Origin of the sequence: Pseudomonas taetrolens, from assembly GCF_900475285.1 — a bacterium.
Taxonomy (GTDB): Bacteria; Pseudomonadota; Gammaproteobacteria; order Pseudomonadales; family Pseudomonadaceae; genus Aquipseudomonas; species Aquipseudomonas taetrolens.
Genome location: NZ_LS483370.1, coordinates 562949 through 589153, shown reverse-complemented (window position 1 = coordinate 589153; position 26205 = coordinate 562949). Strand labels below are relative to the sequence as shown.

Genomic DNA, 26205 nt, shown 5'->3' with positions numbered 1-26205 from the left:
AGCGCCACCTCAGGCAAACTCGCACAACACACGGGTTTGCGAATCAAGGGTTGCGTGCACCCGTGCCAGGGTTTCGCCCCGGGCCATCGCATCCAGCAACCGGTCTGCGACCTGAGGCAACACGAATGAATCAAGCAGAGCATCGATCAGCCGCGCACCGCTGTCGCTTTGCGTGCAGCGCTCGGCGAGATGATCAACCAGCCGCTGGCAATGGCTGAATCGCAGATTGCGCCGTTGCAGACGCTCGCCCAAGCGCTGGAGTTTGACTTCAACAAGCTCGCGCAATACCGGCCCGCTGACCGGGTAGTACGGCACCACCCGCATGCGCGCCAGCAAGGCGGGCTTGAAGTGATGACTCAGAATCGGCCGGATGCTCTGCTCGAGGGTTTCGAGGGTCGGGCGGGCCGTGTTTTCACAGAGTGCCGCGATGCGCTCGCTCGCGAGGTTGGAGGTCATCAGGATCAGCGTGTTGCGAAAGTTGATTTCGCGGCCCTCCCCATCATTCACCACACCTTTGTCAAAGATTTGATAGAACAGGTTGAGCACATCGGGGTCGGCTTTTTCCACTTCATCGAGCAGCACCACCGAATAGGGCTTTTGCCGCACCGCCTCGGTGAGCATGCCGCCTTCGCCGTAGCCGACGTAGCCGGGCGGCGCACCGATCAGCCGCGACACGGTGTGTTTTTCCTGGAATTCGGACATGTTGATCGTGGTGATGAAACGCTCGCCCCCGTACAGCAGGTCTGCCAGGGCCAGGGCCGTTTCGGTCTTGCCGACCCCGCTCGGTCCGACCAACAGGAACACACCTACCGGCGCATCCGGTTTATTAAGCCCCGCGGCTGCGGCTCGCATTGAGCGATCCAGTGCCTGAACGGCCTGCTCCTGCCCTTTGATGCGAGTACGCAGATCGGCCCCAAAGTTTGCTACGCGGGTGCTGTGCTCCCGGGCCAGTTGCGTCACCGGGATGCCGGTCCAGGCACTGATGACTTCGGCCACCAACCGCGGACACACTTCGAAGCTGACCAACCGTTCCTGGCTGTGGGCATCGACCAGCGTGCGCAGGGTCTCATGGCGTTCAGCTTCCAGGGCTGCAATGTCTTGAGGCTCCGGCCGGTCAGCCCCCGCCTGAGATGCAGTCACTTCACGCGCTTCGGCCAATTGCTGACGCAGCGCCAGCAAGCGTTCCGCCAGCGTGCGCTGGACACTCCAGCGTGCTGCCAGCCCGGCCTCTTCGCCCTGAGCCTGGTCCAGTCGTGCCTCAAGCAGCAGCAACCCCTCATGATCAATCAACAACCCGGCTTCGGCATCGCGGCGCATGGCCTGACGCTGGCGGGCACCTTCTGCCAGTTCACCGCGTAACCGCTCGAGCTTTTCAGGGGCCGCCGCCAGGCTGATGCGCACACGGGCGCACGCCGTGTCGAGCACATCCACCGCCTTGTCAGGCAATTGCCGACCTGCCAGATAACGCGCTGACAGTTCAGCGGCCGCCACCACGGCGTCGTCTCTCAGGTAGATGCCGTGGCTCTTCTCGTACACCTGCGCCAGCCCGCGAAGAATCGTGACGGCTTCGCTGACGCTGGGCTCCTGCAACTGCACCGGCTGGAAACGCCGCGCCAGGGCGGGGTCTTTCTCGAAGTATTTTTTGTACTCGCCCCACGTAGTGGCGGCGATGGTGCGCAGCTCGCCACGGGCCAGCGCCGGCTTAAGCAAGTTGGCCGCATCCGAGCCCCCGGCATTGCCACCGGCACCGATCAGGGTGTGGGCCTCGTCGATAAATACAATGATAGGAACCGGTGACGCCCTGACCTCGTCGATGACCCCTTTAAGACGCCGTTCAAACTCGCCTTTGACACTGGCCCCGGCTTGCAGCAGGCCCATGTCCAGCGACAGCAACTCCACGCCTCTGAGCACCGGGGGCACTTCTGCCGCCGCAATGCGTGAGGCCAGGCCTTCGACAATGGCAGTTTTGCCAACCCCGGCCTCGCCCACGACAATCGGGTTGTTTTTACGTCTGCGGGCCAGAATATCGATCATCTGCCGGATGGCATCATCGCGGCACAACACCGGGTCCAGTTTGCCTTCCCGCGCCTGCTCGGTCAGGTTATGGGTAAAGCGCTTCAACAGGGACTCGCCCTCCACCCGTGGTCTGCCAGTGTCCGCGGGTGTTTGCTGTGACAGGGCAAAGGCTTTCAGACGCTCGATATCGAGCCTGGCCAGCACCGCGTGATAAGCGCTTCCGGCATAACGCAGCGGGTTGCGTAACAAGGCGAGAATCAGCGCAGCCTGGTCCACCTGGCTTTGACCCAGTTCCAGGTTCGCGACCAGCAAGGCGTCCTGCAACCACTGCACCAGCTCGGGGGCAAACACCGGATTGCGTGACGGGTTGTTTTCGGCACCGACTTGCAGGGCCGCATTCAATTGCCCCTCATCGAGATCAGCGTCCTGCAGGGCTCGCGCCAGCAATCCCCGGGGTCGCTCCAATAACCCCAGCAACAGGTCTTCAACCAGGATTTTATGCGCGCCACGGGCGACACAGCGCTCGGCGCTGGTTTCAAGGTCACGCCGGGTTGAGGCGTCCAGCGCCTGTATCAGTTGTTGCAGGTCTACGTTGATCATGGCCATTGGTCCTTAATGTGATTTGCTGCCCAAGGTGACTACGCCGTCCGCCCGTTCCCGGCCCAGCCAGCTGGTCCAGCCAAGACGGCACGGGTTGTGCTCGGCAATCCGCAGCTCACGGATTTCTTCGTGTCGCAGCACCAGTCGAATGTCGTAATCCAGCGGATCACGCAGGGTGAAACGCACCAGCGCGCACAGCGGCTGGTAACCCGTGCCAATCGGCAGGAATTCATGGAATCGCGCCCAGTCCAGCTGGCGGATATGAATGCGAAATTTGCCGCTGCGGTCGCGCACCCGTTCGCCCAGTACGAGGTTCTCGCTCAACTGGCTGTTGGCCCGCCCCAGACGATTGAGCTGCTCACGCAGGATCGCGACACGGCGCTCGATACATTGTTCGATCGTCAGCTCGGCATGCTTGAAGTAGTAACGCAGCACCGACTCAATCAGGGCGGCCGAATGCGCCCGCAGGCTCAGCAGGCCGAGATAGGGCAACAGGCGTCGCCAGTTCAGTTCTTCGGCATTGCGAATGGTCGTTCCACCCAACCCGATCAGCGCAAATAAATGGCTGGAAAACGGGTCTGTTGCCCCACGTTCAAAACGGGCGCAATAGCGGTATTTGCGCCAGATCGGCAGCATCAGGCGCTGCAAGCGATGGTTGAATACATCCAGAAATTCTCGGGTCGGATTGCTCTCTTCGCTGTCACCAAGAGCCTGCTCGCCGTAGAACGCCGGCAAGGGCGAGCCCGAGCCCACCAGCCCCATCAGGTTGAAGCGCAGCCGCGCACGGGCCTGTCCGTGCTCCACAAAAAACTCCACGCTGTCGACATCACTGCCCGGGAATCCAAGTCCGGGATTGGCTACAAACTCCACGCGATCGTAGAGCTCGTCTTCGGTGCTCTGCGGGTCGCTCTGACGCAGCCGGTCAATCACCAGCAGCACGGACTGAAACAGCGAGTACTCACGTATGTTTTGCGCCAGCCCGCTTAAAGCAGGGGCTGAAGACCCATGCGGGGTGTCCATTGGTAAACCTCTCCTTGTGTACTTTTCACCCGCAGTTCGTGGTACGAATTGAGGCTGGCGTAAAGGGCAAAAAACTCGTTCAGTACCGAGGCAAAAACAAACAGATCGCCTTCCCCTACATAGCCCTGCGGGTCGATCGTCAGCTCGGTGCGCAAACCGCGCAGTGGCAGGCCCCGATGGAGCCGGTCAACGTGCTCGTGACGGATCGACTTGAGGCCATTGAGCAGGCATTTGCTGACACGCTCCGCGTGCTGGTCGTAGTAACGCGGCAGATCGTAGGTTTCGAGAATCACCTTCAAGGCATCCACATTGGCCAGCGACAGGTAGTTGAGGGACATGTTGCTGATCAGCTTCCAGAGGAAGTCACGGGTGAGCGGCGGTGCATGGCTGGACGTCACCGGCCCGATATTGCGAAAGGTAAGAAATTCGGGGGTGCCTTCACTGGGCAGGCAGATATCGCCCTTATGCAGGCGCCGGGGCAAATTCTGGTTGGTGCAGGTCAGTTCGACCGAGAGGGTTTCGCTCTCATCGGGCTGGCGCGAGCCAAAGCTGAGGTAAGTGTCCAGGCCTTCGTGCAGCAACGCCGTCCGCTGCCGAACGCTGTAATGGGCGTGCGGGTTCGGGACATCGAAACTGGGGTCGTGCTCGAACGACTCAAACGGCACATACGCCTGGGATCCTGCACCTCCGACACGCCAGCCGGTTACGTTGTCGACGCTGAATACACCGCAATGCTCCAGGCCGATGCGCGAGGGCATCAGCAGGTATTCGTCCTGCTTGCCATCCAGCCGGATGGGCATCGCATCGTGCTTGAACAAATTGACGATGGGCGTGCAATACAGCTTTACGTTCTCCAGGGTCGGGCGCAGGCGCTGGGTGCTGCTCTTGCGGATATCGAAGCGCAACTCCAGGCCACGAACCTGTTTAAGGGTGTCTGCAGGGAGTGTTTTGAGACGCTCCAGACCGTTCAAGTCAACAAACAGGAACTTGTCCTGAAAGGCGAAATACTCCTGCAGGTAGCGATAACCCCGAAACGTGTTCAGCGGATAAGGTATCAACGCTTCGTCTTCGGCAAAGCCCACAGGCTGGACGCTCTCAGGGCCAAGGATGAAGGTCAACGGCACGTTCTCTTCATTTCTCAAGCCTTGCCCTTGCGCATCCAGAGGCACCAGCACGATGTCGTGCAAGTGGCGCAACAGGCCGAGGTAGAGCATTTGGCTGATGTAGCGTTCACCTGCCAGATGCAGGCGCAAGCGACTCAGGTCCAGCTCCCCGGCATGACCGTCACAGGTCATTTGCAGACACAGGCTCAACATTGAGCCCTCGCCTTTCACCGAGTATTTGAGCGACTCCAGTTGCAGCGGCAAGACGTCTGTCGGGTAACAGGTCCTGAATTGACAATTCACCCCGTCGACCGGTTTTCCTTCCACCTGAGTCTCACGCTCGACCCGCAGCGCAGGCCCGGGGCGTACGAGCGGATCAAATTGCAGCATGCTGAATGCCGGCAACGGACGCATGTAGTTGGGCCACAGCAAGTGCATCAGCGAATGGCTCAGTTCCGGTAATTCGTCATCCAGTTTTTGACGCAGACGCCCCGTCAAAAACGCAAACCCTTCGAGCAGCCTCTCCACATCAGGGTCGCGTCCCGCCTGGCCAAGAAACGGCGCCAGCGCAGGGCTACGCTCGGCGAAACGGCTACCCAACTGCCGCAATGCAGTGAGCTCGCTTTGGTAGTAATGATTAAAGGACACAGCGCTACCTGTTAAATGTCGACAGCATCAAATGCCGAAAAACGGATTGGGTTCGAACAGACCATGGCCTTAACGGACGTTGACCTGGCCACTGCCATCGAGCCATGCCGAGAAACTCACCTGACGCTTGCACCCCTCAATCTCCAGCCAGCCTTCGATGCTGAAGGCAAGCCGTAGCAAATCGTCATGCCGGGGCAAGGAAATAACCCGTACCTGGCTCAGACGCGGCTCATAACGCTCAATAAAGGTTTCGATGGCCTGACGAGCCTGGGTCAGCGAGTCATGCAGGCTCAGGCGCATGTCGTTGAGGTCGGGAAGCCCGTAGTCGGGCAGCGTTTGCACGCTGCCCGCGCGAGTGCTGAGCATCTTCGCCAAATGAGCGGCCACCGACGCCAGGGCGCGGGTTTCACGGGTCGTGCCAAGACGCTGATCCGCGTCCCCGCCCAGGCGTTCAAAAAGGCTGCCGTATGCGGTCATGCCCAGCCTCCCGTTACTCTTTGTCCAGCTTGCCGACCAGCGACAAGGTGAAGTCCGCGCCCATGTACTTGAAGTGCGGGCGCACATTCAGGCTGACGCGGTACCAGCCAGGCTCGCCTTCGACATCACTGACGGTGATCTGGGCAGCGCGCAGCGGACGACGGCCACGAACCTCAGCGCCGGGGTTTTCCTGGTCCGCCACGTACTGACGAATCCACTTGTTAAGTTCCAGCTCAAGGTCCGTGCGCTCCTTCCACGACCCCAGTTGCTCGCGCTGCAGGACCTTCAGGTAATGCGCCAGGCGGTTGACGATCATCATGTAAGGCAGCTGCGTGCCGAGCTTGTAGTTCAGTTCGGCTGCCCGGCCTTCTGCGCTGATGCCGAAGAACTTCGGTTTTTGCACCGAGTTGGCCGAGAAAAACGCAGCGTTGTCGCTGCCCTTGCGCATGGTCAGGGAAATGAAGCCTTCCTCGGCCAGCTCGTATTCACGACGGTCTGAAACCAGGACTTCGGTCGGAATCTTGGTTTCGATTTCACCCATGCTTTCGAAGTGATGCAGCGGCAGGTCTTCGACAGCACCACCGCTTTGCGGGCCAATGATGTTTGGGCACCAGCGGAACTTGGCAAAACTGTCAGTCAACCTGGAGGCGAAGGTATAAGCCGTGTTGCCCCACAAGTAGTGCTCATGACTGTTGGCGACGGTTTCTTTGTAGACGAAGGACTTGACCGGGTTTTCTTCGGGGTCGTAAGGGTTGCGCAGCAAAAAGCGCGGCACGGTCAAGGCCATGTAGCGTGCATCTTCAGATTCGCGAAAGCTCTGCCATTTGGCGAACTGAGGCCCGCCAAAGTGATCCTTCAGGTCTTTGAGGTTCGGCATGCCGGTAAAGCTTTCGAGTCCGAAGAACTTGGGCCCGGCAGCGGCGACAAACGGCGCACGGGACATGCAGGCCACGCTCGACACGTATTGCATCAACTTCACGTCAGGCGCGCTGGGCGTCATGAAGTAGTTGGCAATGATGGCGCCTACGGGCTCGCCACCGAACTGGCCGTACTCGGCGGTGTAGATATGTTTGTAGAGACCGGATTGCATGACCTCCGGCGAATCCTCGAAATCGTCCAGCAGGTCCTCTTTGGACACATTGAGGATTTCGATCTTGATGTTTTCACGAAAGTTGGTGCGATCAACCAGCAATTGCAGGCCACGCCAGGCCGACTCCAATGCCTGGAATGACGGATGGTGAAGGATTTCATCCATCTGGTTGCTCAGTTTGGCGTCGATCTCGGCGATCATGCGATCGACCATGGCTTTCTTGACCGGCTCGCCCTTGTTTTGCGGCTTTAGCAGCTCTTCGATAAACGCCGCGACACCGCGCCGGGCAATGCCATAAGCCTCGTCTTCGGGCGTCAGCCGAGTTTGGGTAATGATGTCGTCAAGGATGCTGTACGCGGTATTTTGATCGTCTTTTTGCTGTGCGCCATGCGTGCTCATAATGTGATTTCCTTTGCTGATGGGGGGCTCAAACGTCCGTGGCAGGCGCGTCGGTCAGGTCCAGTTCGCTCAGCACACGAGCGCGCGATTCATCTGTGGCCAGAACGCTTTCAATCGCCTTGCGAAAGCTCGGTGCATTGCCCAGCGGGCCCTTGAGCGCGACCAGCGCATCACGCAGTTCCATCAGTTTTTTCAGTTCGGGGATCTGCTCGACCAGACTCGCCGGATTGAAGTCCTTCATCGCATTGACGCGCAGGGCAATCCCCAGCTCCTCATTACCGCTGTCTTCCTGTAGACGATTGGGCACGTTGAGGCTCAGCTCCAGCCCTTGCTTGGAAAGCACTTCGTCAAAGGTCATTTTGTCGATGGCGATCGGCTTGCGGTCTTCCAGCTTGCGATCGTCAAGCCGATGGATGTAGTCACCGAGCACCAGCAGTTTCAGTGGCAGTTCGATCTCTTCTTGAGCGCCACCTGTAGCGGGTTTGAACGTGATGTTGATACGTTCCTTGGGGGCAACCGAGCTTTCTTTGGCCATGCTTTTTTCCTTGCGTATGTGACCCTGAGGCCTATTCGAGTACCACTTCAAGATCGAGGTGGCACAACCTGCGATACATCTCGTCCTTGCGTTCTCGCACTTCGTGGTTCTGCGGCAGGAGCTCGCAGCAGCGATGCAGAAGGCGCAATACTTCCAGGACCAGATCCGGCTCCCAGGCCTCGAGGCCGGAGCGATGGAGTAACTGGTCGAGCATTTCGAGCTGGGTTTTGGCGAGTTCGTATTTCTTGCTCTGGAAACACAGTCGAGCGAGGGTCAGTTGCCAGAAGAAGCGCTCCCGTTCGCCCCGCGCAGTGTTCAGCCCACGTTTCAGGACTTGTACGGCGGCCTTGAAACCGCTGTCGCGGAACATCTCGAGAGCCTCTTCGAGAGCGATTTCCCAGAGGGGTTTGTCGATCGCGAATGTCACCGTTCCGGACTCGACTGGCGACTGCAGATGAGGCATCACCCGGGCATTGATCCATGCCTGGGTCGACGGGTCGGCAAACGGTGCGCCGTCGCTGAAACGCAGCTCTGCCACTCCCGGCAGACGTTGAAGCAACTGAGCCAAATGGTGCTCAACTTCACGCATCGCCTGCTCGGCCTTTAATCCGTGTAAACACTCCCAAACCATGCGCTGACCATCGAACCAGAACGGGGCCTTGGTCAGGCTGACTTCCAGCTCCACCAGCAAATCGGCGAATTGCCCCTGGTCAAAGCGTTCGCGGTAGCTTTTAAGCTTGTCTGCCGGCAGCCCGCGCAATGGTGTGATGTGTTCGGCGTTGCGCTCGGGGGCAACCTCGACCGATAGCCAGGTCAGTGTCCGGTTCAAACGCAGGGCACGCAGGTCGCTGGCCTTTTGCTTCAACCACCAGGCGCACAAAGGGCGAGCACTGTCTTGCTGGGCACGCAGGGCTTTGTGTGCATCCTTTTCGTTATCAAGGGGTGGATTGGGCTCGATCAACTGGGTGGCGGCCTGCTTGACCTGAGCCACTACCGCGGCCAGTGAGCCGGGCTCGGGCTGGCTGTCTGCGGCGCGCTGTATCCAACGGCCCAAACGCCGGCAAATGGGCAGCAACAAGGGCACTTCATCACCCAGGTGCCCGGCCAGCAGGCCTTCAAGTTCCTGCAGGAGCTCAAGCATGTGCCGAAAAAGCGGCAGTTGCTCCTGGATGGGGATGTTCTCGTTAAGCACCTGATCGAGGCGCGAAGCCAGCCAACTGATCGTCGCGCCTCGCGTACGCAACTTGAGCGGGTGAACCGAGTCCCAATGGTGCTTGCACAGGTAATGCACCAACCCTAGCCCCGCCACGAGCCCCTGGAAAGACTCTCGCTGGTACAAGGCCCACGTCAGCCAGACACCCGCTCGCAGATCCTTCGACTGATCGCGCAACAGCGCCTCGCTGTGCTCCTTGACCCAAAACCAGTCGATCTGGTTGTTTTCGTACATGGACTGCGATTTGCCCAGCTCGCGCTCCAAGGCTTCGAATTCATTGGAAAAACGCACGTCACTGCCGGCAAAGCAGTCTTTGAAGACCGGCGTTTTAGCCAGGTCGATCAAGGATGCAAACAACTTGCTGGAATACGTCATCGCGACGTGGCTCCAGCCACGGGGCAAACAACGAGGGTTATCACGCGATAGGGGGAGTTGATCACTTCACAGTACCGAGTCCATTCAAGTGGCGAGACGATAGGGGAAAGCCCAAAAGAAAAATGTCGGAAAAATCCGCAATTCGGTACGAATCTTCCCCGCGCAGGAAAAGCACCTAAAAACACTTCATATGAGTGTCTTGCCACCGCACAAACAAACTCATTCCCACACAATTACCGGATCAAACGGTAATCCCCGTCCGAGCTGCACAGCGGATTCTGTTTAATGGCTCTGACCCTTCTGTACACGCCTTAAACCCTCCCCCGATTTGCCCCAAAACCCGCTGTCTGCTAGTGTCAGCCGGTTTTAACGCCTACCGAGAGCGCCGCCATGGCCCGCAAAAAAGCTTCCCTGGATTTCGAGCAATCCCTCGCTGACCTGCAAACGCTGGTCGAGCGTCTGGAAAATGGCGAGTTGTCGCTGGAAGACTCGCTGACCGCCTTCGAGCAAGGCATTCGCCTGACCCGTGATTGCCAGGGCGCACTGGCCCAAGCCGAGCAGAAGGTGCAAATCCTGCTTGAGCGTGACGGTGAGCTGGCACAAGAACCCTTTGATGCGGAACAGCCCGAATGATCGATGCCTACCAGGCCAGCAGCCAGGACCGTGTCAATGCGGCTCTCGAGCGTTTGTTTATCGCTCCGGCGCCAGAGTTGGCACGCCTCTACGAGGCCATGCGCTACAGCGTGATGAATGGTGGCAAGCGGGTACGCCCGCTGCTGGCCTATGCAGCCTGCGAGGCCTTGGGCAGTGCGCCCGAGCACGCTAATGGCGCAGCCTGTGCGGTGGAGCTGATCCACGCCTATTCGCTGGTGCATGATGATTTGCCCGCGATGGACGATGACGATCTGCGCCGCGGCCTGCCAACGACCCATAAAGCGTATGACGAAGCCTGCGCCATTCTGGCGGGCGATGGCCTGCAAAGCCTGGCGTTCAGCACCCTGATCGATCCGCAACTTACCGCTCTGGACGCCGAAACACGCTTGCGCATGGTGTCAGCCCTCGCGCTGGCGGCAGGCCCGGCCGGCATGGTGGGCGGGCAAGCGATTGACCTCGGTTCTGTCGGTATCAAGCTGGATCAGGCAGCCCTGGAATACATGCACCGGCACAAGACCGGCGCACTGATCGAGGCCAGCGTACAGCTGGGCGCATTGGCCAGCGGCAAGGCGACGGTCGAGAACCTGCAGGCACTGAACGTTTATGCGCGCGCCATCGGCCTCGCGTTTCAAGTGCAGGACGACATCCTGGATGTGGAAAGCGATACAGAAACCCTGGGCAAACGCCAGGGCGCGGATATCGCCCGGGACAAGCCAACCTACCCGGCGCTGATGGGGCTGGAGCAGGCCAAGCATTACGCACTGGAGCTGCGCGACCAGGCGCTCAATGCCCTGCGACCTTTTGAAGCAGATGCCGAGCCGTTGCGTGAGCTGGCGCGCTATATCGTCAAACGCCGCCACTAAAGGCGTAATGCATGGCCATTTCGGACGGCGTTAAATACCAACGTCTGACTAACGAGTGCCAGACTTCGTGGGCAGCTTACGTTGCATAAGGTAAACTGCCGCCTCTTCTTATACCTATAACGATTCGCCTGATGCCAACGACGTTTCATGAGATTCCCCGCAGCCGCCCTACTACGCCCCTGCTCGACCGAGCAGGCACGCCTGTGGGCCTGCGCCGATTAGCCGAAGCCGAGCTGGAAACCCTGGCCGATGAATTGCGCCAGGAACTGCTCTATACCGTCGGCCAGACGGGTGGGCACTTTGGGGCAGGCCTGGGCGTCATTGAACTGACCATTGCGTTGCACTACGTGTTCGATACCCCGGACGATCGTCTGGTGTGGGACGTAGGTCATCAGGCTTATCCGCACAAGATCCTCACCGGTCGCCGCGAGCAGATGTCCACACTGCGCCAGAAGGATGGTGTTGCCGCCTTCCCGCGCCGCGCCGAGAGCGAGTACGACACCTTCGGCGTAGGCCACTCCAGCACCTCGATCAGTGCTGCGCTGGGCATGGCCATTGCTGCCCGCCTGCAAAACAGCGAGCGCAAGGCCATCGCCGTGATCGGTGACGGCGCACTAACGGCGGGCATGGCCTTTGAGGCGTTGAACCACGCCCCTGAAGTCAATGCCAACATGCTGGTGATCCTCAACGACAACGACATGTCGATCTCGCGTAATGTCGGGGGCTTGTCCAATTACCTGGCCAAAATTCTCTCGAGCCGCACCTACGCCAGCATGCGTGAAGGCAGCAAGAAAGTGCTGTCGCGCTTGCCGGGTGCCTGGGAGATCGCCCGCCGCACCGAAGAATATGCCAAAGGCATGCTGGTGCCCGGAACCCTGTTCGAAGAGTTGGGCTGGAATTACATCGGCCCCATCGATGGCCACGACCTGCCAACCCTGATCGCCACGCTGCGCAACATGCGTGATCTCAAGGGGCCGCAGTTTCTGCACATCGTCACCAAAAAGGGCAAAGGTTTTGCCCCGGCTGAAGCGGATCCGATTGGCTACCACGCCATCACCAAGCTCGAGCCGCTGGATGCGCCCAAAGTGGCCCCCAAGGCAGACAGCGGGCCGAAATACTCAGCAGTGTTCGGCGAATGGCTGTGTGACATGGCCGCAACCGACCCGCGCCTGGTCGGCATTACGCCCGCCATGAAAGAAGGCTCGGACCTGATCGCGTTCAGCGAACGTTACCCGCAGCGCTATTTCGATGTGGCGATTGCCGAACAGCACGCAGTGACCTTTGCCGCCGGTATGGCCTGCGAAGGCGCCAAGCCGGTGGTCGCGATTTACTCGACGTTCCTGCAGCGCGGCTACGACCAGTTGGTGCATGACGTGGCCGTTCAAAATCTGGACGTACTGTTCGCCATTGACCGCGCCGGTCTGGTCGGCGAAGACGGTCCGACCCATGCCGGCAGCTTCGACCTGTCTTATCTGCGCTGCATTCCGAGCATGGTCATCATGACCCCGAGCGATGAAAACGAACTGCGCAAGATGCTCACCACCGGGCACCTGTACAACGGCCCGGCGGCCGTACGCTACCCGCGTGGCACCGGCCCGAATGCAACCATCGAGAAAACCCTCGAACCGCTGGAAATCGGCAAAGGGGTGATTCGTCGCCAAGGGTCCAGGGTCGCCATGCTGGTATTTGGCGTACAACTGGCTGAAGCCCTGCAAGTAGCGGAAAAAATCGACGCCACCGTGGTCGACATGCGCTTCGTCAAACCGATGGATGAGGCGTTGGTGCGGGAAATGGCCGATAGCCATGAACTGCTGGTAACCCTCGAAGAGAACGCCATCATGGGCGGCGCGGGCGCGGCTGTCAGCGAGTTCCTAGCCCGTGAGAACGTGCTCAAGCCGGTTCTGCACCTGGGACTGCCGGACGTGTACGTCGAACACGCCAAGCCGAATCAGATGCTTGCCGAATGCGGGCTGGACGCCGCCGGCATTGAAGCTTCAGTTCGCCAGCGCATGCAGTTGCTCGGGCTCTGATCCGACGAACCTTGTAGCCGCTGTCGCAGGTTTTGAAGGCCCTTCGGGCCTTATCGAAGTCTGTGGCAGCGGCTACCTGCTTTGAATCGAGAAACCATGAAAGTCCTTCGCTTCGCCTTGTTACTCGGGATTGTCCCGGCCAGTCCCTTGCTGGCTGCCGATACGTCTCCAGAACGCGAAGATGCGCTCAAACTCCCGCAAACCCTGATCTCCGGCAACCGCCAGGTGCAGGCGCGCTCCGACAGCAGCAGCGCCAGCAGCGTGTTCACCCGCGATGACATCGACCGCCTGCAACCCACCAGCCTTACCGACCTGCTGGGTCGGATACCCGGCGTGCAAATAGCACGCAGCGGTGGACGCGGCGGCCTGCCGGGGATTTATATTCGCGGCACAAAATCCGCGCAAAGCCTGGTACTGGTCGACGGCCAGCGCATGGCCAATGCTACGTCGGCCGACAGTAACCTGCAGTACCTGAATATCGATCAGATCGAGCGGGTTGAAGTCCTGCGTGGCTCGCGCTCGGTGATCTACGGCAGCGATGCCATTGGCGGGGTGATTCAGGTGTTCACCCGTCGGGGTGCCGATCATGCCCCGCAACTGCGCCTGCGCAGTGCCGTGGGCAGTTATGGCAGCTCTCAGAACAGCGTGGGAATCTCGGGTGGCGATGAACTGACGCGCTTTAACCTGAGCACCAGCCTGGAAGAGACCGCAGGGGTGAACCGTACCTATGAATCCTTCCCCAGCGATAGCGACCACGACGCTTACCGTAATAAATCCCTAAGTCTGAACCTGAGCCATACCCTGAGCGATGACATCGAAATCGGCCTGTCGGCGTTGAAAAACACCGGCAAGACAGAACTCGACAACGGGTTTGGCCGCTGGGACCCGGAAACCTCGAGCGTCAGTGGGCAACAGCTCTACAGCGACTTCGATATCAGCAGTGTGTCGAGCTTTATCGATGCGCAACTGACCGAGCGCTGGAACTCACGCCTTGAACTGGGCCACAGCGAAAACCGCGAAAAAACCCGCGACAAGCTCAGCCCGGAAATCGCCAGTTTCAATACCTACCGCGACTCGTTGAACTGGCAAAACAATCTGACACTCACCGATCAGCACAGCCTGATCGTGGGCGCCGACGCCTATGAAGACCGCGTACGCAGCAGCACAGTGTTCAACCAGGACAGCCGCTGGAACCGTGCAGCGTTTATCCAGCACCGGTTTCAGGGTGATCACTTTTCCACCGAACTGGGCCTGCGCCATGATCAAAACCAGCAGTTCGGCAGCCAGAATACGTGGAGCGCCAGCCTGACTGTGCCGTTGAATGCCGACAACGACGTGCTGCTGTCTTACAGCGAGGGCTTTCGCGCCCCGACATTTAACGACTTGTACTATCCGCAGTTTGGTAACGCGGCGCTCAAGCCTGAACACTCGAAAAGCTACGAGCTGCAATGGCGCAGCCAGCTTAGCGAGGACAGCCGACTGGAAACCTCGCTGTACCGGACCGACATCCGCGACGCGATTGTTGCCGATGCTGACTTTATCCAGCAAAACATCGGTGCAGCCCGGGTCACGGGTTTTGAAAGCGCATTGCATCAGCAATGGTTTGGCTGGCAGAGCAGCCTGGGGATCGCGATTATCGATCCGCGCGACCGCGAAAGCGGCCACACGCTTGGTCGTCGCGCCCGGCGCACGTTGAGTCTGGATCTTGATCGACAATTTGACCGGCTGGGTGTCGGCGCCAGCTGGCAAGCGGTGAGCAGCAGCTTTAACGACGAAGACAATACACAACCGATTGCTGGCTATGGACTGTTGGGATTGCGAGGCAACTGGCAGGCCAGCCCGCAGGTGCGCCTGGACCTCAAAGTCGACAACCTGCTGGATAAAACCTTCACCCGTGCGCTCTACAGCTTCGACGGCAGCTACTACGGATACCGCGAAGAACGCCGCAGTGTTCAGCTGGCTGTGACCTGGACCCCAACCCTCTAATGAGCAATAACCTGTAACCGCTGCCGCATTGGTTACCGGTGAGCATCAATCCGCCAACTGCTGACACAACCTGGCGGTCGCCTCAATCATCTGCCCGCTCGGGCGCTCCAGACCCTTGTCAGCCAATAACAGCAAGCGCCCGTGCCTGACAGCATCAATCTGCGGCCAGGCTTTCCACGCGTCGAGCTGGGCCTGATTGCCGGCAATGATCACGTCGGGATTACGCTGCAAAACCGACTCCAGGCTGACCTGCGGGGCGGGCAACTGCAGGTCGGAAAACACATTGCTCGCCCCGCACACCTTCAAGGCATCACTGATGATTTGCCCGCCGCCAAGGGTATACAGCGGCTGATCCCACACTTGATAAAACACCCGCAGCGGCTGGTCTCGCCGATGCTCTGCCCGCAGTTCGAGCAGACGCTGGCGCACATGATTGGCCAGCTCACGCCCGCGCTCAGGCCGCCCCAGCGTCACCGCCAAGGCCTCGATCTGGTCGGCCAGTTGGTCGAGGGTCTTGGGTTCAGCCGTGTAGGTCGGGATCTTGAGGCGCCGTAGCTGCTCGCGCTGCCCGGCCCCCACGCTGCCAGGCCAGAGCAAAAGCAGATCAGGTTGCAGGCTGAGCAAGCGCTCCATGTCCAACTGACCGTAGCGGCCCACAGAGGGGATGTTGAGCAGCTCCGGCGATGGCTCACCGGCCTCGAGCCGCCCGACCAGAAGATCGGCGGCGCCCAGCTCGACAACCATTTCAGATAAGGAAGGTGACAGGCTGACCACGCGCGTGGCCGCCATGACTGAAGCGCCCGCGGCCGCAGCCAGCAGCAAGAGCGCCAGCCAGATGCGCATCAACCGAGCTGACGCGGGATGCGATAGAGGTAGAACAGAACCAGCGTCGACACCGACAGCAAAAATAACGGCACGCCTTCCAGGCCGAAAAACACCCCTAGCGTGGCGATCCAGGTCGGTAACCCTGCGACCAGCAGCGCCCGGCGACGCACACGTGCCAATTGCGCCCATGCCTCAGGTTCTTGCGGAGTGTCGAGGGCTTTTTGGGTAGCGATCAGACCACGCTTGTAAGCCCCGAAAAATCGCAGACTGACAAACATCGAGAGCATGCCTGCGATGAAAAAAGGCATGGCCAATCCCGGGAGCAAGGGCTCGGACTTTCCGAAAAAACCATTGGCCAGCAACAGCGGCAACAAGGTTAAAACCAGCTGCCACCATCCACTGAAACTTAACCGGCGACGGATCTGACCGCGGGTCACGCCGGATCAGCCTCGTTCTGGTGCTGGTTACCCATCATATGCCCGAGTTTGTTGGCCTTGGTCGCCAGGTACAGTTTGTTGTGCGGGTTATGACCGGTGTGCAGCGGAACGCGCTCGGACACGGTGATGCCCATGTCGGTCAACGCTTTGACCTTGCGCGGGTTGTTGGTCATCAAGCGCAACGACTTGACCCCCATGTGCTCAAGCATCGGCAGGCAGATGGCGTAATCACGCTGATCGGCGGCAAAGCCCAGGCGCTCATTGGCCTCGACGGTATCGGCACCGCCATCCTGAAGTTCGTAGGCGCGAATTTTATTCAGCAAACCGATACCACGGCCTTCCTGACGCAAATACAACAATACGCCCCGGCCTTCGCGGGCAATAGCCTGCAAGGCGGCGTCCAGCTGCGAGCCACAGTCACAACGCTGGCTGAACAAAGCATCGCCGGTCAGGCATTCAGAATGCACTCGGCCCAATACTGGAGCGCCATCCGCCACGTCGCCCAAACTGAGCACAACGTGTTCACGCCCCGTGGCTTTCTCAAGGAAGCCATGCATGGTGAATTCAGCAAAAGGAGTGGGTAGTTTGCAAGCGGCAACGAAAACGACGGGCACCGTGTGCTCCTGATCAGTATGAGGACTGGAAATTCGCAGAGGCGGCATTGTAACAGGACGTTCCTACAGGCGCTTATGCTGAATTATGGTAGATAAATATCTAAAAGTTTGATGGCTTCGCTGCAACCTGAATCCGTAGCAAGTGCCGCAGGCTGCGTCCGATTGCGGAACGCACATTAATCCTGATCGCGAGGCTTCTCTGAGTGAGCGAGAGACTTCACGGAGGCTGCGGGTTTGGGGTCAGCCTGAAATCTGAAGACTTCGGGCCTTTTCGCAGCCTGCGGCAGCGGCTACAGAGTTTAGGTGATCCTGTAGCCGCTACCGAAGGCTGCGATCGGCATAGCAGCGGCGGGTCAAGACGGTATCTACGGAGTCAGACGTTAGGCACGGAAATGCTGATAGCCACGGATCGCCGGGGTGATGTCCCGGCCTTGCTCATCAACTAAGCCAACGCCCTGCCCTTCAACCACCCGGCCAATCACATGAACGGGCCAGCCTTCGGCTTGCAGGGTCGGTAACTCGGCGGCCGGCAGAGTGAATGCCAGCACATAGTCGTCGCCGCCACTCAACGCGGCCTGCTGCGCCTGTGCAGCACCCAAAAACGTCTGCAACGCGGCCGACGTCGGCACACGGTGGTTTTCGATCCGTAAACCGACCCGCGAAACGGCGGCAATATGACCGCAATCGGCGAGCAAGCCATCCGAGATATCCAGGGCCGCGGTCGCTTTGCCGCGCAGTGCCTGGCCCAACGCCAGCTGCGGTTGCGGCGACCAGTAATGCGCCAGCAACGGCTCGGCAATCGCCGGCTCGGCGCTGCATTGCCCCAGCACCAGCGGCAAGGCCCCCGCTGCGTTGCCCAGTTCGCCCCCCACGCACAGCAGGTCGCCCGGTTGTGCACCGTTACGGGTGAGGGCCAGGCCAGCCGGCACCCGGCCAAACACTGTCAGCGTCAGGCACAGCGGACCACGCGTGGTATCACCGCCAATCAGACGCAGGTCGCAGCGCTGAGCCATGTGGTTCAAACCACGGGCATAGGCCTGCAACCAATCGGCTTCAACCGTCGGCAACGTCAGAGCAAGGGTAAACGCGAGAGGTGTTGCGCCCATGGCCGCCAAATCACTGGCCGCCACTGCCAGCGAACGCTGACCGAGCAAGAAAGGGTCGCAAGGATCTGCGAAGTGCACCCCGGCTACCAGGGTGTCGGTAGAGATTGCCAGCTGTTCCCCGGAGGGAACGCTTAGCAGGGCGCAGTCGTCGCCGATGCCCAGAACAACGCCTTCGCCGCCTTGCGCACAAGGCGCGGCGGCGAAGAAATTGCGGATCAGCTCAAACTCGCCCATGGCCGACAGCGCAATTTAGCGCTTGAAAGCCTTTACTTCAGCTTCACGCAGGCGTGGCGCCAGTTTGTCGAGTACACCGTTGACGAACTTGTGTCCGTCGGTGGAACCGAAAACTTTGGCCAGCTCGATGCCTTCGTTGATCACAACGCGGTAAGGCACATCGACACGCTTGATCAGTTCCCAGGTAGACAGGCGCAGCACGGCCAGTTCAACCGGGTCCAGCTCATCCAGGGTGATATCCAGGCACGGCACCAGGGCCGCATCGATTTCGCCACGGTGTGCAGGCACGCCATGCAGGATCTCGCGGAAGTAGGCCGCATCAACGTCGGTGAAGTCGTTATCGACGCGGAACTGCGCTTCGATTTCGTTCAACGAGTGCTTGGCCATGTGCCACTGATACAGTGCCTGAGTCGCGAGCTGACGCGCTTCGCGGCGCTTGGCGCTCTTGGATGGCTTGCCAGCGTCCGCAGGCTTTGGATCGCGCGGGTTGAAACGATCGCTTTCGTCGGAAATCACTTGGCCTCCAACTGTGCCAACAGGCTGACCATTTCAAGGGCAGACAAGGCAGCTTCAGCGCCTTTGTTACCGGCCTTGGTGCCGGAACGCTCAATCGCTTGTTCGATCGAATCAACGGTCAGCACACCGAACGCAACCGGTACGCCAAACTGCATGGACACTTGGGACAGGCCCTTGGTGCATTCGCCGGCAACGTATTCGAAGTGCGGAGTACCGCCACGAATCACGGCGCCCAAGGCGATGATGGCGGCGAATTCGTTGCGCTGGGCAACCTTCTGCGCAACCAGCGGAATTTCGAACGCACCCGGAGCACGGATGATGGTGATGTCGCTTTCGTTCACACCGTGGCGAACCAGGGCATCAACGGCACCACTCACCAGGCTTTCGACGACGAAGCTGTTGAAGCGGCCCACTACGAGTGCGTAGCGGCCTTTAGGGGCGATGAAGGTACCTTCGATGGTCTTCAGGGTCATTCGGTATGTCTCGTATTAAAGAGCCAGAACGCACTCGCGTGCGTTCTTTAGGATATTGGGCCACGAATTCAAGGCTGAAAATGTCAGGTCTTTATTCGGAGGGCACGTATTCTACAACTTCCAGATCGAAACCGGATATGGCATTGAACTTCATCGGTGAACTCATCAGGCGCATTTTGCGCACACCGAGGTCACGCAGGATCTGCGAACCGGCACCCACGATGCTGTAAGTGGTCGGTTTTTTCACCGGCAACGAATCAGCCGTTTCACGGATATGTGCCAGCAATACATCACCATCCAGCGGATGCCCCAGCAACAGCACTACACCGCTGCCGGCCTCGGCCACCGCACTCATGGCGGCGCGCAAGCTCCAGCGGCCGGGCTGCTTGACCATCAGCAGGTCACGCAGCGGGTCCATGTTGTGCACACGCACCAGCGTCGGTTCGTCGGCGCAAATATTGCCCAGGGTCAGTGCCATGTGCACATCACCTTCCACAGAATCACGATAGGTCACCAGGTTGAATTGGCCCAGTTCGCTGTCCAGTGGCTGCTCGGCAATCCGCTGAACGGTACGTTCATGGATCATCCGGTAATGAATAAGGTCGGCAATGGTGCCGATTTTGATGCCGTGTTCAGCGGCGAATGTTTCCAGCTCGGGCCGACGGGCCATGGTGCCGTCGTCATTCATGACTTCACAGATCACACCGCTCGGCTCAAAGCCGGCCATGCGCGCCAGATCGCAGGCAGCTTCAGTGTGTCCGGCGCGGGCCAGGGTGCCGCCAGCCTGGGCCATCAGCGGGAAGATATGACCCGGACTGACGATGTCTTCAGCCTTGGCATCGCGGGCAGCGGCCGCTTGCACGGTGCGCGCACGATCGGCGGCGGAAATCCCGGTGGTGACGCCGGTGGCAGCTTCAATCGACACAGTGAACTTGGTGCCAAAGCCGGAACCGTTGCGCGGCGCCATCAACGGCAACTTCAGCAGTTCGCAGCGTTCACGGCTCATCGGCATGCAGATCAGGCCACGGGCAAAACGCGCCATGAAGTTGATGTGCTCGGCCTTGCAGCACTCGGCGGCCATAATCAGGTCGCCTTCGTTCTCGCGGTCTTCGTCATCCATCAGGATAACCATCTTGCCTTGGCGGATGTCTTCGACCAGTTCTTCGATGCTGTTGAGCGCCACGCGGCACCCCCTTATTTCAGGATTTTAGGTAGCCGTTGGCGGCCAGAAAACTTTCGCTGATGGTGCCTGTCGGTTCGGCCGCCTTGTCACCCAGCAGCAGACGCTCAAGGTAACGCGCCAGCAGGTCGACTTCGAGGTTGACCCGGCGACCCGGACGGTAGTCGTCCATGATGGTTTCGCTCAAGGTATGCGGAATGATCGTCAGCGAGAACTCGGCGCCATTCACGGCATTCACGGTCAGGCTGGTGCCGTCGACGGTGATCGAACCCTTGTGCGCGATGTATTTGGCCAGTTCTTTGGGCGCACGAATACGAAACTCGATGGCACGAGCGTTCTCTTCACGGGAAATCACCTCGCCCACACCATCAACATGACCGCTCACCAGATGGCCACCCAGACGCGTGGTCGGGGTCAGTGCCTTCTCCAGGTTGACCCGGCTTCCGCTTTTCAGCGCATTGAAGGCGGTGCAATCAAGTGTCTCTCGGCTGACGTCAGCCGAAAAACCATTGCCCGGCAGCTCTACTGCGGTCAGGCAAACGCCATTGATCGCAATGCTGTCGCCGAGTTTGACGTCGCTCAGGTCGAGCTTGCCAGTGTCCACTGAAACCCGCACATCCCCGCCCTTTGGCGTCAGTGCACGGATGGTGCCGATCGATTCGATGATGCCGGTAAACATGGCGTTCCCCTTGAGAACCAAGCCTGCGTTAAACGGAGGCTGAGAATTATACGCGGGCTGATGGCACAGGTATGGCTGTGACTCGCCAGTCATCACCCACCGCTCGCATTTCAATGATCTTGAGCTCTGTCGCTTCGCTCATCCGGGTCAATGGTAGCTCCAGCAAGGGCCGCGCCGTTGAACCCAAAAACTTGGCCGCAAAAAAGATCTGGTACTCATCCACAAGGTCTTGTTCGGCGAAAGCACCTGCCAGGCTCGGTCCCGCCTCGACCAGAACTTCATTGACCCCGCGGGCGGCCAGGGCAACCAGCAATTGTCGCAAATCGACCTGACCGTTGGTGCCATGAATCACCAGGCATTCCGGGCCCGTGCGGTATTGCTCGGCGGGAGGCACACAGGTGGCAACCAGCGCCGGACCGGCCTTGAAGAACGGTGCATCCAGCGGCACTCGCAAGCGCCCGTCGACCAGCACCCGCAAAGGGGGGCGACTCAAGGCCAATGCGGTCTGCTCGGCATCAAGGCCCAGCTCATCGCCGCGAACGGTCAGTCGCGCACCATCGGCCAGTACCGTATCGGCACCGGTCAATACCACGCTGGCCTGGGCACGCAGGCGTTGCACGGCTGAACGAGCAGCAGGCCCGGTGATCCATTGGCTTTCACCGCTGGCCATCGCTGTGCGTCCATCGAGGCTCATGGCCAGCTTGACCCGTACAAATGGCAGGCCGTGTTCCATGCGCTTGAGAAAGCCCGGGTTCAACGCTCGTGCCTCGGCCTCGAGCACGCCGCTGCACACGTCGATGCCGGCATCGGCCAGGCGTTTGAGACCTCGGCCAGCGACTTCCGGGTTAGGGTCCTGCATGGCTGCAACCACCCGCGCCACACCGGCATTGATCAGCCCTTCGGCACACGGTGGCGTATGCCCATGGTGGCTGCAGGGCTCAAGCGTGACGTAGGCCGTGGCCCCTCGCGCCCGTTCGCCCGCCGCCCTCAGGGCGTGGACTTCGGCATGCGGCTCGCCCGTGCGAACGTGCCAGCCCTCGCCCACAATCTGGCCGTCACGCACGATGACGCAACCCACGCGGGGATTGGGATGGGTGGTGTACAGCCCTTTGCGCGCCAATTCGATGGCACGTGTCATGTAATGGGCATCCAAAACAGATTGCTCAGTGGACACAGTCATTTGTTTGATGGCTCACGGGCAAGTCGGTCGATCTCTTCGCGGAACTCGTTGAGGTCCTGAAAACGTCGATAGACCGAGGCAAAACGGATATAGGCCACTTCATCGAGCTTTTGCAGTTCGCTCATGACCAGCTCACCGACGACCAGCGATTTGACCTCGCGCTCGCCTGTGGCGCGAAGCTTGCTCTTGATATGAGCCAGCGCGGCTTCAAGACGCTCGACACTCACCGGGCGCTTTTCCAGCGCACGCTGCATGCCGGCACGCAGTTTGTCTTCGTCGAACGGCTGACGACTGCCGTCTTGCTTGATAAGGCGCGGTAAGACCAACTCAGCTGTTTCAAAGGTGGTGAAACGTTCACCACAGGCCAGGCATTCACGCCGGCGACGCACCTGATCGCCCTCGGCAACCAGACGCGAGTCAATGACTTTAGTGTCGTTGGCACCGCAGAAGGGACAGTGCATGGTGGCAGCCAACAAAAATGGGGAGCGCCATGTTAGCGCATCCCACTGGCAAGACAAGCCATAGGCTTTACGGTATACAGTCGTCCGACTATGTTTTACCCAATTGATGCATCGACTGACTTGCCGTGGAGCCTTGTATGCCGCTACGAACGATTGTTTTGCTGTGCCTGGCGAGTTTACTGGTCGCGTGTAGCAGTGAACCGCCAAAATCGGCACAGCCTCAATCGCTGCCCCAACCCAAAACCGATGCGCCGGCAGACCTGGGGCCTTTACCCGCCTACCAGCGCGAGCTGAGTGGCGTGTTGACCGGGGTTCCGGCGGGGGCCGAGGTTGAGCTGGCCATGTTGATCGTCGACGAGCGCGGGCGCCCACAGGGACTGATGGCCAGCAGCAAGATTGCCGGCAATAACCAGCCGCTGCCATTCAAGTTGCGCTTCAACCCCCAGGCTTTTCCGGCCGGCGCACGGGTCGAACTGCGCGGGCGTGCCAGCCAGTCAGGGCAATTGATTCTGCACTTGCCTTCCCGAATCATCAACCAGCCCACGACCCAAACGCTGGGAACTCTGGCCCTTGTCAAAGCGCCATGAATACACCGCTCGACTTGCAACTGTCATTGAGTGAACTGCTGGGCGATGCCCGCCTGGTCATCACGGACTTGCCAGAAACTTCGTTGAAGCTGTGGCTGATCGACGCCCGGAACATGGATCGCGCCTTCACTCCGGACGAGACCCGGCGCATTCTCTACGAACCGCCTTATTGGGCTTTTTGCTGGGCCAGCGGCCTGGCGCTGGCACGTTATCTGGCAGAGCAGCCGCAGTGGGTGTACGGCAAGCGGGTACTGGATTTTGGTACCGGCTCCGGTGTCGCCGCGATTGCAGCCGCCAAGGCTGGCGCTCTCGAGGTGCTCGCCTGCGATCTTGATCCGCTGGCATTGAGCGCCTGCCGGGCGAACGCCGAACTCAATGATGTGCAGCTCGGTTATTCCAGCGACTTCTTCGCCGAGGCCGACCGTTTTGATCTGATCCTGGTGGCGGACGTGCTCTACGACCGAGAGAACCTGCCGCTGCTGGATCAGTTTTTGACCCGCGGCCAGCAGGCACTGGTCGCCGACTCTCGGGTACGGGACTTCAGGCACCCACTGTATCAGCCGCTGGAAATGCTCAAGGCACTGACCTTGCCTGACCTGGCCGAACCCCATGAGTTTCGCAACGTGAGCCTGTACCACGCACAACGCGGTCGCGCGGCTTTCAGCCTGCCCATCCAGCCTTTATAGTTGCCCTCATTTACCTGTTTCGAGAACCACAATGAATCAGCCCAAGCCTACTTCTTATAGCTTCGACGTAACGTCAGCAGACTTTGACAAGCAGGTGGTCGAAGCCTCGTTCGAGCAACCTGTTCTGGTCGATTTCTGGGCCGAGTGGTGCGCACCGTGCAAAGTGATGCTGCCCCTTCTGGAACAAATTGCCGAGGACTATCAGGGCGAATTGCTCCTGGCCAAGGTCAACTGTGACACCGAACAGGACATCGTTGGACGTATCGGGATTCAAACCCTGCCCACAGTGGTGCTGTTTAAAGACGGCAAAGTGGTCGACGGCTTCCAGGAAGCACAGCCGGACTCGGCCATCCGCGCCATGCTCGCACCGCACGTCGTGATGCCCGAGCCTGCCGCTGAAGACCCAATGGTGCAAGCTCAGGCCCTGTTTGCCGAAAGCCGCTTCGCGGATGCCGAAGCCTTGCTCAAAAATATCCTGACCGAAGACAACAGCAACGCGAAAGCACTGATCCTCTATGGCCGCTGCCTGGCCGAACGCGGCGAACTGACTGAAGCTCAGGCCGTGCTGGATGCGGTCAAAAGCGACGAACACAAAGCCGAACTGGCGGGTGCCAAGGCCCAGCTGACCTTTTTGCGTCAGGCTGCGGACTTGCCCGATGTCGCCGACTTGAAAACCCGCGTGGCGCAGAATCCGCTGGACGATGAAGCGGCCTATCAACTGGCGATTCAACAGCTGGCACGCCAGCAATATGAAGGCGCGCTGGAAGGCCTGTTGAAGCTGTTTATCCGCAACCGCAGCTATAACGAAGGCATCACCCACAAGACGCTGCTGCAAGTGTTCGACCTGCTGGGCAACGATCATCCGCTGGTCACCACTTACCGCCGCAAGCTGTTTGCCGCGCTGTACTGACCCCGAACGCTACCCCTTTCGGCAGGCCGAGTGGAGGCTCTGCGCCGCAGGCATCAATGGATATGTACACCGGGCTTTACGGCAGCTGCGCAGCCGGACGTAGCCTCGCTGAGCTCGGTAACTGCTACAGTCTTGTAGCCGAGGTACGAAGGCTGCGGTGCTTGCCTGGCAACAGAGTATCTACCGGACTGGTGTGTTTGCGGCGTGCTACTCGATCCAGCGGTACACCGGCGAGTCCTCGCCGCTCACCACTTTCACCTCGCTGCTGTGGCGCAGACGCACCAGCAAACGCTTGCCAGACGCTGTGCTGCCCGTCAGCGCCTCCAGTTGTCCGAGCAGTTCAGGGCCGGTCATCTGCCCCGCCTTACGCAACAACTCCTTGGTCATCTCCCACACCGCATCGTCCTGACTGACGGGCCTGGCCACTGCCGCCGCACTGGCCGGGGCGCTTGTCTGTACCTGCGCACCCAGTTGCGCCCAGTCGTTCTCATCCAGCTCCACCGTCAGGTCCACCGGCCAGTCACCGATCGTTCCGCGTATGCGTACCATCATTGCTGCTCCAAAAGTTTCATGACGCCATGCTCCCACGCGTCTTGCGTATCGCCAAGCACACGGGCAAACTCTCGCAACATTGTTATAAGATCACATAACAAATCGTTCATCTTCCCTGCCGGAGTCACGCTATGCGCCGTTTTCTTCTCGCCTTGCCGTTCGCCCTGTTGCCGCTAGCCATGACTCACGCAGCCGACGAACATGATCACGACCATGAACATGGCAGCCTCGAGGCTCATGAACATGGGGTGGCACGCTTGAATGCGGCGCTGGATGGCCAGACCCTGGAACTGGAGCTCGAAAGCCCGGCCATGAACCTGGTGGGTTTCGAGCACGAAGCCAGCACCGCCGCTGACAAGAAAAAAGTCACGGACGCACGCGCCAAACTGGAACAATCAACGGTGCTGTTCAGCCTGCCACAGGCTGCCGGGTGCCTTGAGACCGCGCAAGAACTGGAAAGCCCGCTGTTCGGTGATGCGCCCGAACATGCTCACGCCAGCGACGAAAGCAAACACCAGCACAGTGAAATCCACGCCAGCTATGAGTTCACGTGCAGCAGCCCGGCGGCGCTGAAAACCCTGGACCTGACTCAGCTCTTCAAGACCTTCCCCGCCACGCAAAAAATTCAGGTACAACTGATCGGCCCAAGCGGCCAGCAAGGTGTGGACGTCACGCCGAAAGCAGCCACATTGAAGTTTTAACCGATGATCATGCGTGCGTCGTCGCGGCCCCTGGCAACGGCGACAAAGCGCACCC

At 59.8% G+C, this 26205-nt stretch carries 26 protein-coding genes; 8 read left to right on the top strand and 18 right to left on the bottom strand.

The genetic code is table 11. The features are described from left to right. Positions 1-9 precede the first annotated feature (9 nt). The 7 genes from tssH to tssA all read right to left on the bottom strand — a co-directional run bounded on the left by tssH (position 10) and on the right by tssA (position 9476). On the bottom strand, positions 10-2622 hold the full coding sequence (gene tssH / locus DQN55_RS02895) for a type VI secretion system ATPase TssH (protein WP_162199341.1): 2613 nt from the start codon (positions 2620-2622) through the stop codon (positions 10-12). Between the two features lie 6 nt (positions 2623-2628). Beyond that, positions 2629-3636 (bottom strand): type VI secretion system baseplate subunit TssG, encoded by a 1008-nt coding sequence (tssG, locus tag DQN55_RS02890; RefSeq protein ID WP_048378390.1) that lies wholly within the window; start codon positions 3634-3636, stop codon positions 2629-2631. Beyond that, entirely contained in the window at positions 3600-5387 is a 1788-nt protein-coding gene (gene tssF, locus DQN55_RS02885) for a type VI secretion system baseplate subunit TssF (RefSeq protein ID WP_048378391.1), read from the bottom strand. The genes tssG and tssF overlap by 37 nt, the downstream gene beginning before the upstream one ends. A gap of 69 nt (positions 5388-5456) precedes the next feature. Continuing rightward, positions 5457-5864, bottom strand: a complete 408-nt coding sequence (tssE, locus tag DQN55_RS02880) for a type VI secretion system baseplate subunit TssE (RefSeq protein WP_048378392.1) — start codon at positions 5862-5864, stop codon at positions 5457-5459. Positions 5865-5877: 13 nt separating this feature from the next. Further along, positions 5878-7353, bottom strand: coding sequence for a type VI secretion system contractile sheath large subunit (gene tssC / locus DQN55_RS02875; RefSeq protein ID WP_048378393.1), 1476 nt, complete (start codon positions 7351-7353; stop codon positions 5878-5880). 28 nt (positions 7354-7381) lie between these two features. After that, on the bottom strand, positions 7382-7888 hold the full coding sequence (gene tssB / locus DQN55_RS02870) for a type VI secretion system contractile sheath small subunit (RefSeq protein ID WP_048378394.1): 507 nt from the start codon (positions 7886-7888) through the stop codon (positions 7382-7384). Between the two features lie 31 nt (positions 7889-7919). Continuing rightward, entirely contained in the window at positions 7920-9476 is a 1557-nt protein-coding gene (gene tssA / locus DQN55_RS02865) for a type VI secretion system protein TssA (protein WP_048378395.1), read from the bottom strand. 390 nt (positions 9477-9866) lie between these two features. On the opposite strand from tssA, the gene DQN55_RS02860 reads away from it, so the two are divergent. The 4 genes from DQN55_RS02860 to DQN55_RS02845 all read left to right on the top strand — a co-directional run bounded on the left by DQN55_RS02860 (position 9867) and on the right by DQN55_RS02845 (position 15009). After that, on the top strand, positions 9867-10109 hold the full coding sequence (locus tag DQN55_RS02860; RefSeq protein WP_048367754.1) for an exodeoxyribonuclease VII small subunit: 243 nt from the start codon (positions 9867-9869) through the stop codon (positions 10107-10109). Beyond that, positions 10106-10993, top strand: coding sequence for a (2E,6E)-farnesyl diphosphate synthase (gene ispA, locus DQN55_RS02855; RefSeq protein WP_048378396.1), 888 nt, complete (start codon positions 10106-10108; stop codon positions 10991-10993). The genes DQN55_RS02860 and ispA overlap by 4 nt, the downstream gene beginning before the upstream one ends. 131 nt (positions 10994-11124) lie before the next feature. Next, positions 11125-13023: a 1-deoxy-D-xylulose-5-phosphate synthase gene (gene dxs, locus DQN55_RS02850; RefSeq protein ID WP_048378397.1), complete on the top strand. Its 1899-nt coding sequence runs from the start codon at positions 11125-11127 to the stop codon at positions 13021-13023. Between the two features lie 96 nt (positions 13024-13119). Beyond that, positions 13120-15009: a TonB-dependent receptor domain-containing protein gene (locus tag DQN55_RS02845; RefSeq protein ID WP_048378398.1), complete on the top strand. Its 1890-nt coding sequence runs from the start codon at positions 13120-13122 to the stop codon at positions 15007-15009. Positions 15010-15054: 45 nt separating this feature from the next. On the opposite strand, the gene DQN55_RS02840 is transcribed toward DQN55_RS02845, so the two are convergent. The 10 genes from DQN55_RS02840 to nrdR form a co-directional block, all read right to left on the bottom strand. Next, complete coding sequence (locus DQN55_RS02840) at positions 15055-15852, bottom strand: cobalamin-binding protein (RefSeq protein ID WP_048378399.1); 798 nt, start codon at positions 15850-15852, stop codon at positions 15055-15057. Then, positions 15852-16271, bottom strand: coding sequence for a hypothetical protein (locus DQN55_RS02835; protein WP_048378400.1), 420 nt, complete (start codon positions 16269-16271; stop codon positions 15852-15854). The genes DQN55_RS02840 and DQN55_RS02835 overlap by 1 nt, the downstream gene beginning before the upstream one ends. Continuing rightward, on the bottom strand, positions 16268-16885 hold the full coding sequence (ribA, locus tag DQN55_RS02830; RefSeq protein WP_048378401.1) for a GTP cyclohydrolase II: 618 nt from the start codon (positions 16883-16885) through the stop codon (positions 16268-16270). Before ribA ends, DQN55_RS02835 begins: the two co-directional genes overlap by 4 nt. A 380-nt stretch (positions 16886-17265) precedes the next feature. Continuing rightward, complete coding sequence (gene thiL, locus DQN55_RS02825; protein ID WP_048378402.1) at positions 17266-18225, bottom strand: thiamine-phosphate kinase; 960 nt, start codon at positions 18223-18225, stop codon at positions 17266-17268. Between the two features lie 15 nt (positions 18226-18240). Next, positions 18241-18741: a transcription antitermination factor NusB gene (gene nusB / locus DQN55_RS02820; RefSeq protein ID WP_048378403.1), complete on the bottom strand. Its 501-nt coding sequence runs from the start codon at positions 18739-18741 to the stop codon at positions 18241-18243. Continuing rightward, entirely contained in the window at positions 18738-19214 is a 477-nt protein-coding gene (gene ribH, locus DQN55_RS02815) for a 6,7-dimethyl-8-ribityllumazine synthase (RefSeq protein ID WP_003444275.1), read from the bottom strand. Before ribH ends, nusB begins: the two co-directional genes overlap by 4 nt. 91 nt (positions 19215-19305) lie before the next feature. After that, complete coding sequence (ribBA, locus tag DQN55_RS02810; RefSeq protein ID WP_048378404.1) at positions 19306-20397, bottom strand: bifunctional 3,4-dihydroxy-2-butanone-4-phosphate synthase/GTP cyclohydrolase II; 1092 nt, start codon at positions 20395-20397, stop codon at positions 19306-19308. A 16-nt stretch (positions 20398-20413) separates the two neighbouring features. Further along, positions 20414-21073 (bottom strand): riboflavin synthase, encoded by a 660-nt coding sequence (locus DQN55_RS02805; protein ID WP_048378405.1) that lies wholly within the window; start codon positions 21071-21073, stop codon positions 20414-20416. A 46-nt stretch (positions 21074-21119) separates the two neighbouring features. After that, the gene (gene ribD, locus DQN55_RS02800; protein WP_172601017.1) at positions 21120-22253 is read right to left on the bottom strand and encodes a bifunctional diaminohydroxyphosphoribosylaminopyrimidine deaminase/5-amino-6-(5-phosphoribosylamino)uracil reductase RibD; all 1134 of its coding nucleotides are present in this window, start codon (positions 22251-22253) and stop codon (positions 21120-21122) included. After that, positions 22250-22714 carry a transcriptional regulator NrdR gene (nrdR, locus tag DQN55_RS02795; RefSeq protein WP_162199342.1) on the bottom strand — a complete coding sequence of 155 codons (465 nt, stop codon included), beginning with the start codon at positions 22712-22714 and terminating at the stop codon, positions 22250-22252. The genes ribD and nrdR overlap by 4 nt, the downstream gene beginning before the upstream one ends. 137 nt (positions 22715-22851) lie before the next feature. Between nrdR and DQN55_RS02790 the strand changes: the two genes are divergently transcribed. The 3 genes from DQN55_RS02790 to DQN55_RS02780 are packed head-to-tail and all read left to right on the top strand — an operon-like array spanning position 22852 to position 24897. Next, the gene (locus DQN55_RS02790) at positions 22852-23301 is read left to right on the top strand and encodes a YbaY family lipoprotein (RefSeq protein WP_048352674.1); all 450 of its coding nucleotides are present in this window, start codon (positions 22852-22854) and stop codon (positions 23299-23301) included. Continuing rightward, complete coding sequence (locus DQN55_RS02785; RefSeq protein WP_048378408.1) at positions 23298-23987, top strand: class I SAM-dependent methyltransferase; 690 nt, start codon at positions 23298-23300, stop codon at positions 23985-23987. The genes DQN55_RS02790 and DQN55_RS02785 overlap by 4 nt, the downstream gene beginning before the upstream one ends. A gap of 31 nt (positions 23988-24018) precedes the next feature. Beyond that, positions 24019-24897, top strand: coding sequence for a thioredoxin family protein (locus DQN55_RS02780; protein ID WP_048378409.1), 879 nt, complete (start codon positions 24019-24021; stop codon positions 24895-24897). 207 nt (positions 24898-25104) lie between these two features. On the opposite strand, the gene DQN55_RS02775 is transcribed toward DQN55_RS02780, so the two are convergent. Then, positions 25105-25446 carry a hypothetical protein gene (locus DQN55_RS02775; RefSeq protein ID WP_048378468.1) on the bottom strand — a complete coding sequence of 114 codons (342 nt, stop codon included), beginning with the start codon at positions 25444-25446 and terminating at the stop codon, positions 25105-25107. A 134-nt stretch (positions 25447-25580) separates the two neighbouring features. Between DQN55_RS02775 and DQN55_RS02770 the strand changes: the two genes are divergently transcribed. Continuing rightward, positions 25581-26150 (top strand): DUF2796 domain-containing protein, encoded by a 570-nt coding sequence (locus DQN55_RS02770; RefSeq protein ID WP_048378410.1) that lies wholly within the window; start codon positions 25581-25583, stop codon positions 26148-26150. Positions 26151-26205: the final 55 nt, after the last annotated feature.

Excerpts from the sequence above, each read along its gene's own strand:
- tssH (WP_162199341.1), bottom strand. The coding sequence starts at position 2,622 with ATGGCCATGATCAACGTAGACCTGCAACAACTGATACAGGCGCTGGAC.
- tssG (WP_048378390.1), bottom strand. The coding sequence starts at position 3,636 with ATGGACACCCCGCATGGGTCTTCAGCCCCTGCTTTAAGCGGGCTGGCG.
- tssE (WP_048378392.1), bottom strand. The coding sequence starts at position 5,864 with ATGACCGCATACGGCAGCCTTTTTGAACGCCTGGGCGGGGACGCGGAT.
- tssC (WP_048378393.1), bottom strand. The coding sequence starts at position 7,353 with ATGAGCACGCATGGCGCACAGCAAAAAGACGATCAAAATACCGCGTAC.
- tssB (WP_048378394.1), bottom strand. The coding sequence starts at position 7,888 with ATGGCCAAAGAAAGCTCGGTTGCCCCCAAGGAACGTATCAACATCACG.
- tssA (WP_048378395.1), bottom strand. The coding sequence starts at position 9,476 with ATGACGTATTCCAGCAAGTTGTTTGCATCCTTGATCGACCTGGCTAAA.
- DQN55_RS02860 (WP_048367754.1), top strand. The coding sequence starts at position 9,867 with ATGGCCCGCAAAAAAGCTTCCCTGGATTTCGAGCAATCCCTCGCTGAC.
- ispA (WP_048378396.1), top strand. The coding sequence starts at position 10,106 with ATGATCGATGCCTACCAGGCCAGCAGCCAGGACCGTGTCAATGCGGCT.
- dxs (WP_048378397.1), top strand. The coding sequence starts at position 11,125 with ATGCCAACGACGTTTCATGAGATTCCCCGCAGCCGCCCTACTACGCCC.
- DQN55_RS02845 (WP_048378398.1), top strand. The coding sequence starts at position 13,120 with ATGAAAGTCCTTCGCTTCGCCTTGTTACTCGGGATTGTCCCGGCCAGT.
- DQN55_RS02840 (WP_048378399.1), bottom strand. The coding sequence starts at position 15,852 with ATGCGCATCTGGCTGGCGCTCTTGCTGCTGGCTGCGGCCGCGGGCGCT.
- thiL (WP_048378402.1), bottom strand. The coding sequence starts at position 18,225 with ATGGGCGAGTTTGAGCTGATCCGCAATTTCTTCGCCGCCGCGCCTTGT.
- ribH (WP_003444275.1), bottom strand. The coding sequence starts at position 19,214 with ATGACCCTGAAGACCATCGAAGGTACCTTCATCGCCCCTAAAGGCCGC.
- DQN55_RS02805 (WP_048378405.1), bottom strand. The coding sequence starts at position 21,073 with ATGTTTACCGGCATCATCGAATCGATCGGCACCATCCGTGCACTGACG.
- ribD (WP_172601017.1), bottom strand. The coding sequence starts at position 22,253 with ATGACTGTGTCCACTGAGCAATCTGTTTTGGATGCCCATTACATGACA.
- nrdR (WP_162199342.1), bottom strand. The coding sequence starts at position 22,714 with ATGCACTGTCCCTTCTGCGGTGCCAACGACACTAAAGTCATTGACTCG.
- DQN55_RS02790 (WP_048352674.1), top strand. The coding sequence starts at position 22,852 with ATGCCGCTACGAACGATTGTTTTGCTGTGCCTGGCGAGTTTACTGGTC.
- DQN55_RS02785 (WP_048378408.1), top strand. The coding sequence starts at position 23,298 with ATGAATACACCGCTCGACTTGCAACTGTCATTGAGTGAACTGCTGGGC.
- DQN55_RS02780 (WP_048378409.1), top strand. The coding sequence starts at position 24,019 with ATGAATCAGCCCAAGCCTACTTCTTATAGCTTCGACGTAACGTCAGCA.
- DQN55_RS02775 (WP_048378468.1), bottom strand. The coding sequence starts at position 25,446 with ATGGTACGCATACGCGGAACGATCGGTGACTGGCCGGTGGACCTGACG.
- DQN55_RS02770 (WP_048378410.1), top strand. The coding sequence starts at position 25,581 with ATGCGCCGTTTTCTTCTCGCCTTGCCGTTCGCCCTGTTGCCGCTAGCC.